This window comes from Bordetella genomosp. 5, assembly GCF_002261475.1.
Lineage (GTDB): Bacteria > Pseudomonadota > Gammaproteobacteria > Burkholderiales > Burkholderiaceae_B > Bordetella.
Window position 1 is genome coordinate 221,391 of record NZ_NEVN01000013.1, and the last position, 12,152, is coordinate 233,542.

The window sequence follows — 12,152 nt, forward strand, 5'->3', positions numbered from 1 at the left end:
TGCGCTCTCTTTTCAATCGCGGCCCGGTTCACCACAGAACGCCATGTCCGCCACTTCCCGTACCTCCCGCGCCGATCACGTCAGCGAGCAACTGCGCCTGGCCGACACGCTGTGCGCCGAGCGCGGACGGCGGCTCACCCCGATCCGCCGCAAAGTGCTGGAGTTGCTCCTGCGCGAAGGCCGCAGCCTGAAGGCCTATGAGCTGCTGGAGGCGATGCGCGCCGTGCATCCCGGCGCGGCGCCCCCCACCGTGTATCGCGCGCTGGACTTCCTGATGGAAGAGGGCCTGATCCACCGGCTCGACGCCGTCAATGCCTGGACCGCCTGTCACGACGCGGCCGGCGCGCCGCACGACCTGCTGGTGGTCTGCACGGGCTGTGGCGCCGTGGCCGAGGTCAGCGACCCCGCCATGAGCCGCCAGCTGGCCGAGCGCGTGGCCCAGACCGGCTTCGCGCTGGCCACGCACGAAACCGAGATCCGCGCGCTGTGCCCGCAGTGCCAGAAAGACCCGGCCAAGGCCGGCGCGGCACACGCCCATCACCACCACTGAGGCGCCCCGCGCGCGCCCAGGCACGAAACGTGCTGCCTCTGGCTCTTGAATTGGCCAGATTTGCCCCCATTTGACCGGATCAACCGATACCTGGCTGCTTACGGGGCATCATCTGCACCCATCCCGGCCCAGGGTTGCCACGGGTTTGCCCGTGACTGCCGACTGTGCTGTAATCCTGCGTCCGGTCGCGTATGCGACCCCTTGCAGCCCCAATATCGAGCCGCGCTGCCGCGTCCTGCGAAGGACACAGCAAAGTGACGGCAAGCCCGCCGGCCCGCAAGTCTCCGAGATCCGCTCTCAGACACCCGCGGCGCCCGCCGGCCCGCCCCACGATCTGGCCATGCGCGGCCCGAACCTAGCCTCTAGCACCGCCATGAACACCCCGCGCAGTTTGGACAAAATGGTTCCCGTCACCATCCTCACCGGCTTCCTCGGTGCAGGCAAGACCACCCTGCTCAAGCGCATCCTGACCGAATACCACGGCAAGCGCCTGGCCGTCATCGAAAACGAATTCGGGCCGGAAAGCATCGACAACGACCTGCTGGTGCAGGACAGCAACGAAGAAATCATCGAGCTGTCCAACGGCTGCATCTGCTGCACGGTGCGGGGCGACCTGATGCGCACGCTGGCCGATCTGCGCACCAAGCGCGAAGCCGGCGAGCTGACCTTCGAGCGCGTGATCATCGAGACCACCGGCATGGCCAACCCCGGCCCGGTGTGCCAGACGTTCTTCATGGATGACGAGATCGCCGAGTACTACCGTCTCGACGCCGTCATCACCGTGGTCGATGCCAAGCACGGCATGGCCACCCTCGACGCCCAGGAAGAGGCCCAGAAGCAGGTCGGTTTCGCCGACCGCATCCTGGTCTCCAAGAAAGACCTGGTCAACGATGTCGACTACGAAGCGCTGCGCGCCCGCCTGGTGCAGATCAACCCGCGCGCGCCGATCACCCCGGTGCACTTCGGCGAAGCCGACCTGAAGTCGATCATCGACATCAGCGGTTTCAACCTGAACTCCATCCTCGACATCGATCCGGAGTTCCTGGCCGACGAGCACCCCGACGCCAAACACGAGCACGACCACGATCATGGCCATGGCCACGATCACGGTCACGACCATGACCACGACTGCGGCGCACACTGCGATCATGGCCATCATCACCATCATCACAAGCACAACGACGACATCGGCGCGTTCGTGTTCCGCTCGAACAAGCCGTTCGATCCGGCCCGCCTCGAAGAATTCCTGGGCGGCGTGGTGCAGGTGTATGGCCCCGACCTGATGCGCTACAAGGGCATCCTGTACATGAAGGGCATCAACCGCCGCATGTTGTTCCAGGGTGTGCACATGATGATGGGCGCCGAGCCCGGCAAGCCCTGGACCTCTTCGGAGAAGCCCTCGACGAAAATGGTCTTCATTGGCCGCAAACTGCCGCAGGAGATTTTCACCCGCGGTCTTGAGCAGTGCCTGGTGGGCTGAAACAAGCCCGCCGCACAATAAAGCAACCCAGTAGAACCGTACTGCGAGGATCCCTGGCGCACGTACATCAAGGTTATACGGCCAGCCGGAATGCGCCGGAAGGCGGGATCTGGATCGATTCATAGTGGAGTGTTTTCATGGCTACGAAGGCAGCAACCAAAAAAGCAAGCAAGTCGACGAACGAGGCGACGACTGATCTGCCCAGCGAACAGGATTTGCTGGCCATGTCCGAAGCCGACTACATGAACGACCGCCAGCTGGCGTTCTTCAAAGAGCGGCTCAAACAACTCGAACAGGACATCCTGGCCAACGCCGGCGAGACCACCGAGCACCTGCGCGAAACGCAGTTCGTACCCGATCCGGCCGACCGCGCCACGATCGAAGAAGAGCACGCGCTCGAGCTGCGCACCCGCGATCGCGAGCGCAAGCTGCTCAAGAAGGTGCAGCAGGCCATCGCCCGCATCGACAGCGGCGAATACGGCTGGTGCGAAGAAACCGGCGAGCCGATCGGCGTGCCGCGTCTGCTCGCGCGCCCCACGGCCACCCTGTCGCTCGAAGCCCAGGAACGCCGCGAGATGCGCCAGAAGCTGTACGGCGACTGATCCTCCGATCGTCACAGTTTTTTACGCCACACAGGGCTATGCTGGTTCTCCAGCATGGCCCTTTGTCTTTTGGGAAGCGCCCGCGCAGGCCGCGGATCGCGGCGGGCCTCGCCAGGGCGATGGCACTCGACAGTTGTCTTGAAATCGCGCCGACCATCCCCAGCTAAGACCTTCAAAGGAAGGAACGCATGGAACAATTTCACGCCACTACCATCGTCTGCGTCCGCCGGGGCAATCACGTCGCGCTGGGCGGCGATGGTCAGGTCACGCTGGGCAACATCGTCATCAAAGGCACCGCGCGCAAGATCCGCCGCCTGTACCACGACAAAGTGCTGGCCGGTTTTGCCGGTGCCACCGCCGATGCCTTCACGCTCCAGGAGCGCTTCGAGGCCAAGCTCGAAAAACACCAGGGCCACCTGATGCGCGCCGCCGTCGAGCTCACGCGCGACTGGCGCACCGACCGCGTGCTGCGCCGTCTCGAAGCCATGCTCATCGTGGCCGACGTCGAGCACACGCTGGTGCTCACCGGCAACGGCGACGTACTCGAGCCCGAACACGGTCTGGCCGCCATCGGATCCGGCGGCGCCTATGCGCAATCGGCCGCGCTCGCGCTGCTGCGCAACACCGAACTCGCGCCGGAAGTCATCGTCAAACAGTCGCTGGAGATTGCCGGCGACCTGTGCATCTATACCAACCAGAATCACGTGATCGAGACGCTGGGCGGCTGACGCCCCCGCGCCCGGAAGGACCCGACCGCCATGTCCGCATCGAACATGACCCCCGGAGAGATCGTCTCCGAACTCGACAAATACATCATCGGCCAGAACCGCGCCAAGCGTGCGGTTGCCGTGGCGCTGCGCAACCGCTGGCGCCGCCAGCAGGTCGCCGAGCCGCTGCGCCACGAGATCCATCCCAAAAACATCCTGATGATCGGCCCCACCGGCGTGGGCAAGACCGAGATCGCGCGCCGTCTGGCCAAGCTGGCCAACGCGCCCTTCATCAAGATCGAAGCCACCAAGTTCACCGAGGTGGGTTATGTGGGCCGCGACGTCGACACCATCATCCGCGACCTGACCGAATACTCGATCAAGCAGACGCGTGAGATCGAGATGCGCCGCGTGCGCTCGCATGCCGAAGACGCCGCCGAAGACCGCATTATCGATGTGCTCGTGCCGCCGCCCCGCAACGCCATGGGCACGCCCGAGCGCGGCGAAGACAGCACCACGCGCCAGACCTTCCGCAAGCGCCTGCGCGAGGGCCTGCTCGACGACACCGAGATCGAGATCGAGATCGCCCAGGCCGCGCCGCAGCTCGACGTGATGACCCCGCCGGGCATGGAAGAGATGGCCGAGCAGCTGCGCGGCATGTTCGCCGGCATGGCCCGCGACAAGACCAAGCCCAAGAAGATCAAGATCAAGGAAGCCCTCAAGCTCATCACCGAGGAAGAAGCGGCCAAGCGCGTCAACGAAGACGACATCAAGACGGCCGCGATCGCCAACGTCGAGCAGAATGGCATCGTGTTCCTCGATGAGATCGACAAGATCGCCGCGCGCCAGGAATCCGGCGGCGCCGAAGTCTCGCGCCAGGGCGTGCAGCGCGACCTGCTGCCGCTGGTCGAAGGCACCACGGTGAACACGCGCTACGGCATGGTGCGGACCGATCACATCCTGTTCATCGCGTCGGGCGCGTTCCACCTGGCACGTCCGTCGGATCTGATCCCCGAACTGCAGGGCCGCTTCCCGATCCGCGTCGAGCTCGACTCGCTGTCGGCCGACGATTTCGTGCGCATCCTGTCCGAGACCGACGCGTCGCTGGTCAAGCAGTACACCGCCCTGCTCGAGACCGAAGGCGTGACGCTCGACTTCACCGACGAAGGCATCAAGCGGCTCGCGGAGCTGGCCTTCTCGGTCAACGAGCGCACCGAGAACATCGGCGCGCGCCGTCTGTACACGGTGATGGAGAAGCTGCTCGACGAGCTGTCCTTCGACGCCACCGCCAGCAGCGGTCAGGCCGTAAAGATCGACGGCGCCTACGTGGATGCCCAGCTGGCCGAAACCGCCAGCAGCCAGGATCTCGCGCGCTACGTGCTGTAACGCAACGCCGCGACATCAGCGGGCCCCGCGCGGGCCCGCAGCACCAACGACAAGGCCCGGCATTGCCGGGCCTTGTGCATGAAGGGTCGCGCGTCAGGCGCCGCAGGCCAACGCGTCGTGCGTCACGCCGCGTGCGTCAAACGCCGTGCGCCAGGATTATTTGGAAATCGCCGTGACGATGTACCGCCCATCCTTGCGGGTGGCGGTGAACGACACTTTGTCGCCGGCCTTGATATCGGCGAGCAGCTTGGGCTCGGCCTGATACACCAGGGTCATGGCGGGCAGGTCGAGCGCGGCGATCGCATCGTGCTTGATCGTCACCGTGCCGGCAGCCGGGTCGATGCGCCGGACTTCGCCGCTGGCGCTGGCCTGCTGGGCGAACGCCATGGGCGTGGCCAGGCTCACCACGGCCATGGCCGTGGTCATGGCGAACGTCGAACCGAGTTTGCGGGAAAAGCCCATCTGTACCTCCAAAACAGCGGTGCGCCGTGGCGCACCCACCTACACAGCATAGCGTTTATGCAGCGGCTCCGACCCTGTGCAAACGCAACAAGTCTGACCATATTTATACCGTACCGCACCGCGTCTCCCGGCGCCCGGCGCCCGGTGCCCGGTGCCCGGGTGCCCGGCGCACTAAAATAGCGGCCCGGATTTCATTCTGCAAGGATTCGTCATGGCCAACCGCTTGTCCGTCATTGCCACCCGCACCGGAGACGATGGCACCACCGGCCTGGGCGACGGCACGCGCACGCCGAAAGACGATGCGCGGGTCATCGCCATGGGCGATGTCGACGAGTTCAACAGCACGCTCGGGCTGCTGCTCTGCGAAGAACTGCCCGCGGATGTCGCGACCGACCTGCTGACGATGCAGCACGATCTCTTCGACATGGGCGCCGAGCTATGCATTCCGGGCCACGTCGCGGTGGCTCCTGAGCAGGTGGCGTTCCTGGACGCGCGGCTGGCGCACTACAACGCCAATCTGCCGCCCTTGCGCGAATTCATACTGCCCGGCGGCAGCCGCGCCGCCGCCCTCGCCCACCTGGTGCGCACCAGCGCGCGCCGCGCCGAGCGTGCCGTCATCGCGCTGGCCCGCCAGGCTTCGGTCAACGCGCCGCTGCGCCAGTACCTCAATCGCGCCTCCGACCTGATGTTCGTGCTGGCGCGGTACGTCAATCAGGAAAAGGGCCTGCCCGACGTGTGCTGGACCAGCCGCAATTCGCGCGTGCAGCCCTGACATCCACGCGGCGGGCCCGGCCAGGGCCTGCCCCGCGTCGTCGTCATTTGTTTTTGTGAGAGTGTTGCCCCTCACCGTGTGCATCACTACGGCTTCCGTCCGCGCGATCCGCGCTTTCCTGAAGCCAGCACACGATGTCTCCTATCCAGGCTCTTTCCCGCGCCGGCGCTCGCCGGGCGAGTGCGTTTCTCATCGTTCTGATCCTGTCGGCCTGCGGTGGTGGAGGCGGAGGAAGCGGCGGGGGTGGTAGCGGCGGTGGTGGCGCAGGCGGCGGAGCCACGACCGGTGGCGCGACCGGAGGCGCGACGGGAGGCACGGCCGGAGGCACGGCAGGCACAACCGGAAGCACCGGAGGAGGAGGCACCGGCAGCGCAGGAGGCACCGACAGCGCCGCCAGCACGAACACCGCGCCCACCCCCAGCGTTCCGACCTCCAGCGCGCCGGCCGAGGAGGCGCCGAACAACGCGGGAGATCCCCTCGCGGCGCCCGCCCCGACCGCGGCCAACTTCAATGCCCAAGGCGTACGCATCGGCGTCCTCGACGGCGGCTTCAACGGCGACGGTATCCTCGACCACCCCGCCGCCGTGGCCGCCGCCTTGCAGGAGATCATCGCGCCCGAAGACGCCGAGCTCGGCTCGCACGGCGCGATCGTCAGCCGGGTGATCGGCGGTCGGGACATCGGCGACGGCTTTCCTCAGGGGCTCGCCCACGGCTTCAGCCTGTACCAGGCCAACGCGGGCGCCATCGTGACCGAGGCCATGCTGAGCAACCGGCTGGGCGCGTTCGCCGCGCGCAACGTGAGGATCGTGAACAACTCCTGGTCACTGCCGTCCGACCCTGCCTTCCTGCTGCCCGATGGCGATCAAACGCGGCCCGACTCGCTCATGGTGACCACGCTGTTTCCGCCGCTGCGCACGGCTGTCCTCACCAACGGCATGCTGCTGATCTGGGCCGCCGGCAACGAAACGCAGGACAATCCTTATCTGATGGCCGGCGCGCCCGCCGTCGACCCTACGCTCGAGCGCGGCTGGCTCGCCGTCGTGCAGCTGCAGGCCGACAACACGCTCTCGCCCTGGTCCAATGCCTGCGGCGTCGCGGCCAACTGGTGCCTCGGCGCGCAGGCCCCCAACAACCTGCGCGGCACCTCGTTCGCGGCCCCGGTCGTCACGGCCGTGGCCGGCCTGGTCTCGCAGGCCTACCCCTGGATGGACAACAGCGCGCTGCGCCAGACCATCCTGTCCACCGCTGACGACCTCGGCAATCGCGCGCTGTACGGCTGGGGACGCGTGAATCCCGAGCGCGCGGTGCGCGGGCCGGCCCGGTTCGACACCGGGCTCACGCTCGGCGGCAACTTCGTGGCCAACTTCGATGCCGTGCAGTCCACCTTCTACAACGACATCGCGGGCAATGCCGGCCTCGACAAGCTCGGCACCGGCACCCTGATCCTCACGGGCAGCAACACGTACGCGGGCGCCACGAACGTGCTGGGCGGCACGCTCGGGCTCTCCGGCAGTCTAGCCGGCGACGTGAACGTCGGCGCCGCCGGCACGCTGCTCGCCAAGGGCGGCGTGGTGAATGCCTCGGTCAACAACGGCGGGCGCACCGAGGCCCGCGGCACCGGCCTGCACATCACGGGCGACTACACGGCCCAGGACACGTCGACCACCGCCGTGCAGCTCGGCAGCATCATCACGGTCGGCAGAACGGCCACGCTGGCCGGTTCCACGTTGCAGGTCCTCAAGCCCGAGGGCAGATACGTGGTCAGGTCGCGCGAAACCGTCCTTCGGGCTGGCAGGCTCGAGGGCACGTTCAGCAGGGTCACGGCCGAGAACGGCCTGCTGTACGACGTCAGCGCCCGCTACTCGGCCACCCAGGTGGAACTCGACACCCAGCGGCGCAACGTCGCGCACGCGGCACAGGATTTCTTCGGCGCCGACGCTACCCGCCAGTCCGCCGGACACGCCGTCGAGACGGCCTTCCGGGCGGCCGACGCGAAGGTCCAGGGCGCGGCGAGCAGCGCGTCGGACGCCTTCGTCGCCGCCGCGGCCAAGCTGCAATCCGTGGCTTCGCGCACCGCACTGGGCAACACGCTCGACAGCGTGAGCGGACAGATCTTCGCCTCGTCCCAGGCCCTCGCCTTCCAGCAGTCGCAAACCGTCGACCGCGCGCTGACGCACCGTCTGGACAGTCTGGCGTCGGCCATGGCCGGGCCGGGTGCCTGGCTGAACCTCACCGGCGCCGCCGGCACGCTGGCCCAATCGGGATTCGCCCGCGCGGACACGCGCCTGTTCGCCGCACAGGCGGGCGCGGATCAGCGCGTCGGCCCGAGCACCGTGCTCGGCGGCGCCTTCACCTGGTCCGACGCCAACGCACGCTTCGATCGCCATGGCGGCGGCGCCACCAGCCGTGGTCAGGGCGTGTCGCTATACGGCCGCCAGGGCGACGACACCGGCCCGTACCTCGCGGGCCGCGTGGGTTACGACTGGCTGCGCGCCGACGTCAGGCGCGAGATTCTGGCCGGCGATGCGCGGCGCGTGGCCACCGCGCGCCAGGATCGGATGGCGAGCGCCTACGCCGAGCTCGGCTATACCTTCGCAGATGACGACGACCGCCTGACGCCCTTCGTCGGCGTCTCCTACGATCGTCTGCGACGCGGGCGCGTCGACGAAAGCGGCCATGCGTTCGGTCTGAAGGCCGCCGCCGCGACGCACGCGCAGGCGGGGGCCGCGAGCGGCATGCGTTTCAGATGGAAGCCCGGCAGCTGGGCCGGACGCGATACTGTGTTTTCGGCTTATGCGGCCTATCGCTATGCCAACGCCGAACGCCTCGATTTCACGGCCGCCTTCACGGGCGCGCCGGACGCCACGTTCCGGGTCCAGGGCATCGGACTACGACGCCACAGCGGCTGGGCCGGCGTGGGCGCGGCCAGCGGGCTCGATGAACGGCTGTCGTGGTTCGTGCATTACGACGTGCAGGCCAGCGCGGGCGGCGTCGCGAATCACGTGCTCTCGGCCCGCATGCGCTACCGCTACGACTGAGCCCGGCGCTACCGCGATCGATCGCGGCACGCCGAGGCAGCGGCCCGCAGGGCGGGCCGTCCGGCTCAGTTCACGCCGGCGGCGTGGGCCTGTTCGTCGGCGTGGTACGAAGACCGCACCATGGCGCCCACGGCGGCATGCGAGAAGCCCATCGCGTAGGCCTCGCGCTCGAACATCGCGAAGGTGTCGGGATGCACGTAGCGCAGCACCGGCAGGTGATGCTCGGACGGCTGCAGGTACTGGCCGATGGTGATCATGTCGACGTTGTGCTCGCGCATGTCACGCATGACCTGCAGGATCTCTTCGTCGGTTTCGCCCAGGCCCAGCATCAGGCCCGACTTGGTCGGCACCTCGGGATGCAGCTTCTTGAACTCGGCCAGCAGCTTGAGCGAGTGCATGTAGTCCGAACCCGGACGGGCCTGCTTGTACAGGCGCGGCACGGTTTCGAGGTTGTGGTTCATCACGTCGGGCGGGCCGGCGTTGAGAATGGCCAGCGCGCGATCCAGACGGCCGCGGAAATCGGGCACCAGCACTTCGATGCGGGTGTTGGGCGAGAGCTCGCGGATCTGCGTGATGCAATCGACGAAGTGAGCGGCGCCGCCATCGCGCAGATCGTCGCGGTCGACCGAGGTGATCACCACGTACGACAGCTTGAGCGCGCCGATCGTGCGCGCCAGGTTGCGCGGCTCTTCGGTGTCGAGCGGGTCGGGGCGGCCATGGCCCACATCACAGAACGGGCAGCGGCGCGTGCACTTGTCGCCCATGATCATGAACGTGGCCGTGCCCTTGCCGAAGCATTCGCCGATGTTGGGGCACGAGGCCTCTTCACAGACCGTGTGCAGATTGTGCTCGCGCAGGATGCGCTTGATGTCGTAGAAGCGCGAGCCCGGAGCGGCGGCGCGCACGCGGATCCACTCGGGCTTTTTCAGGCGTTCGGCCGGAACGATCTTGATCGGAATGCGCGCGGTCTTGGCTTGCGACTTCTGCTTCTGCGTGGGGTCGTAGGCCGGGGCGGCGGCCTGCGCTTCCTTCGAGGGATCGGGAGACTCGACGATCTGGGACATGAGGCACCTTCAGGCCCGGGCGGCGAACGGCCGGGCGGTCTGGGGAAAAAAAGGCATTTTACTCCCCCGCCGTCGCGAGGCCGGATCCGGCCCGCGCCGACGGGGCGCGACAGGTGGCGGGCGGCAGGCCCGCCGGGGGCTGGGCAGCGCGGCTTTGCGCGGCATCGATCGCGCGGGCCAGTGCCGCCGCGAGCTCGCGGGCCAGCACCTCGCCCACGTCACGCGGACCGGCCACGACACCGCACGCCGCCATATCGACGGTGCGCAGGCCTTCGTAGCCACAGGGATTGATGCCGTCGAAGGGCGTCAGGTCCATGGCGACGTTGAGTGCCACGCCGTGATAGGCGCAGCCGTTGCGGATCTTGATGCCCAGCGCGGCGATCTTGGCCAGCTCGTCGCCGCCCTGCGCGACGTACACGCCCGGCGCGCCGGGCTTGCGACAGGACTCGATGCCGTGCCGCGCGAGCGTGGCGATGGTGGCGTCTTCGAGCAGCGCGACGTACTCGCGCACGAACAGGCCGGCGCGGCGCAGGTCGAACAGCGTGTAGGCCACGACCTGGCCCGGCCCGTGATACGTGACCTGACCGCCGCGATCGCAATGCACGACCGGCACGCAACCGGGATTGAGCAGGTGGGCGGGGCTGCCCGCCTGGCCCAGCGTGTACACCGGCGCGTGCTCACAGAGCCAGATCTCGTCGGGCGTGGCGGGCTGGCGCGCCGCCGTGAAGGCGCGCATGTCGTGCCACACCGACGCGTAGTCGGCGGGCGCATCGAGCCACGTGATCATCCGTGCGATTCCGGCCGCCAGCGCTTACAGGACGATGGACACCATGGGGTGGCCATGCAGCGCGCGGTACAGCGCGTCGAGCTGCTCGCGCGAGGTGGCGCGCACGGTGAACGTGAGGCCGAGGTAGTTGCCGCCCTTGCTGGGCCGCATCTCGACCGACGCGGGATCGAAGGCGGGATCGTGCTCGAGCACGATGGCGGTGAGCGTCTGGGCGAATTCCGGATGCTGCTTGCCCATCACCTTGATGGGGAAGTCGGACGGATATTCGATGAGGGATTCTTCGGGGGGGATATTCATGGTGTGGACCAGCCTCTGCGAGAGCCTGCCCGCGTGGCACGGCCACCGCCGGGCGGCGCATGCCGCCCGGGCGACGTGAAACGGCTACAGGGCAGCGATGCGGGCATCATAACCCGCGCGCAGCCGTGCAAAAACAGGGCCGGGCTTGCCGGTGCCCACGGGCTTGCCGTCGAGCTGCGTGACGGCGAGCACTTCTTTGGTGGCCGAGGTGATGAGGATCTCGTCGGCGGACTCGACCTCGGCGCGCGGCAGGGCGCGCATCTCGAACGGGATGCCGGCTTCCTGTGCGAGCTCCGCCATCAGGCCGTACCGGATCCCTTCGAGGATCAGGTTGTTCTTGGGCGGCGCCAGCAGCGTGCCGTTGCGCACGACCCAGATATTGGCCGACGCGCCTTCGCTCAGGAAGCCATCGCGGAACTGCAGCACCTCTTCGACGCCCGCGTCGACGGCGGCCTGCTTGGCCAGCACGTTGCCGAGCAGGGACACCGATTTGATTTCGCAGTGCAGCCAGCGTTCGTCGGGGATCGAGATGGTGCTGACGCCGCGCTCGCGCTGCGCCTGGCCGGGCGGCACGTAGGGCGTCGCCATGCCGAACAGGGTGGGTGTGACGGGCTCGGTGGGAAAGCCGTGGTCGCGCTTGGCGACGCCGCGCGTGACCTGCAGGTAGATGAGACAGGTGGGCGCTTCGGAGCGGATCACGAGCTGATCCACCAGGGCGACCCAGCCCGCGTGCTCGAGCGGGGCGGGGATGCGGATGGCCTTGAGGCTGCGCGCCAGCCGCGCGAGGTGCTCGTCCATGCGGAACACCTTGCGGTTGTACACCGGCACCACTTCGTAGATGCCATCGCCAAAAATGAAGCCGCGGTCGAGAACCGAAATCTTGGCTTCGTCGAGCCGTGTGAACTCGCCGTTGAGATACACCTGGCTGTCGCCCGGCATGCCCGGAATCATGGAATGCTCCTGAGGGATGTGGCGGCGAGCCGGCCCCGGCTCGCCTCGCCGCAGGA

At 67.6% G+C, this 12,152-nt stretch carries 12 protein-coding genes; 7 read left to right on the plus strand and 5 right to left on the minus strand.

Translation table 11 applies throughout. The features are described 5' to 3' along the window. Positions 1-43 precede the first annotated feature (43 nt). The 5 genes from CEK29_RS21990 to hslU all read left to right on the plus strand — a co-directional run bounded on the left by CEK29_RS21990 (position 44) and on the right by hslU (position 4,725). Entirely contained in the window at positions 44-550 is a 507-nt protein-coding gene (locus CEK29_RS21990; RefSeq protein ID WP_094797921.1) for a Fur family transcriptional regulator, read from the plus strand. Positions 551-923: 373 nt separating this feature from the next. Then, a complete protein-coding gene (locus tag CEK29_RS21995) occupies positions 924-2,030 on the plus strand; it encodes a CobW family GTP-binding protein (RefSeq protein WP_094859344.1) in 1,107 nt (368 codons plus the stop codon). Positions 2,031-2,167: 137 nt separating this feature from the next. Continuing rightward, on the plus strand, positions 2,168-2,632 hold the full coding sequence (gene dksA / locus CEK29_RS22000; RefSeq protein WP_094797923.1) for an RNA polymerase-binding protein DksA: 465 nt from the start codon (positions 2,168-2,170) through the stop codon (positions 2,630-2,632). Between the two features lie 188 nt (positions 2,633-2,820). After that, positions 2,821-3,360, plus strand: a complete 540-nt coding sequence (hslV, locus tag CEK29_RS22005) for an ATP-dependent protease subunit HslV (protein WP_094797924.1) — start codon at positions 2,821-2,823, stop codon at positions 3,358-3,360. A 30-nt stretch (positions 3,361-3,390) separates the two neighbouring features. Continuing rightward, on the plus strand, positions 3,391-4,725 hold the full coding sequence (gene hslU / locus CEK29_RS22010) for an ATP-dependent protease ATPase subunit HslU (RefSeq protein ID WP_094859345.1): 1,335 nt from the start codon (positions 3,391-3,393) through the stop codon (positions 4,723-4,725). 156 nt (positions 4,726-4,881) lie between these two features. On the opposite strand, the gene CEK29_RS22015 is transcribed toward hslU, so the two are convergent. Further along, complete coding sequence (locus CEK29_RS22015; RefSeq protein WP_094797926.1) at positions 4,882-5,187, minus strand: copper-binding protein; 306 nt, start codon at positions 5,185-5,187, stop codon at positions 4,882-4,884. Positions 5,188-5,398: 211 nt separating this feature from the next. Between CEK29_RS22015 and CEK29_RS22020 the strand changes: the two genes are divergently transcribed. Both CEK29_RS22020 and CEK29_RS22025 read left to right on the plus strand, forming a co-directional pair. After that, a complete protein-coding gene (locus CEK29_RS22020; RefSeq protein WP_094859346.1) occupies positions 5,399-5,959 on the plus strand; it encodes a cob(I)yrinic acid a,c-diamide adenosyltransferase in 561 nt (186 codons plus the stop codon). Positions 5,960-6,093: 134 nt separating this feature from the next. After that, a complete protein-coding gene (locus CEK29_RS22025; RefSeq protein ID WP_094859347.1) occupies positions 6,094-8,997 on the plus strand; it encodes an autotransporter domain-containing protein in 2,904 nt (967 codons plus the stop codon). Positions 8,998-9,062: 65 nt separating this feature from the next. Here the strand turns inward: CEK29_RS22025 and lipA are convergent, their stop codons facing one another. The 4 genes from lipA to CEK29_RS22045 all read right to left on the minus strand — a co-directional run bounded on the left by lipA (position 9,063) and on the right by CEK29_RS22045 (position 12,096). Then, the gene (gene lipA, locus CEK29_RS22030; protein WP_094797929.1) at positions 9,063-10,061 is read right to left on the minus strand and encodes a lipoyl synthase; all 999 of its coding nucleotides are present in this window, start codon (positions 10,059-10,061) and stop codon (positions 9,063-9,065) included. 58 nt (positions 10,062-10,119) lie between these two features. Beyond that, on the minus strand, positions 10,120-10,848 hold the full coding sequence (gene lipB / locus CEK29_RS22035; protein WP_094797930.1) for a lipoyl(octanoyl) transferase LipB: 729 nt from the start codon (positions 10,846-10,848) through the stop codon (positions 10,120-10,122). A gap of 24 nt (positions 10,849-10,872) precedes the next feature. Beyond that, positions 10,873-11,145 carry a YbeD family protein gene (locus CEK29_RS22040; protein WP_094797931.1) on the minus strand — a complete coding sequence of 91 codons (273 nt, stop codon included), beginning with the start codon at positions 11,143-11,145 and terminating at the stop codon, positions 10,873-10,875. Between the two features lie 84 nt (positions 11,146-11,229). Further along, entirely contained in the window at positions 11,230-12,096 is an 867-nt protein-coding gene (locus CEK29_RS22045; RefSeq protein WP_094797932.1) for a D-amino acid aminotransferase, read from the minus strand. Positions 12,097-12,152 lie beyond the last annotated feature (56 nt).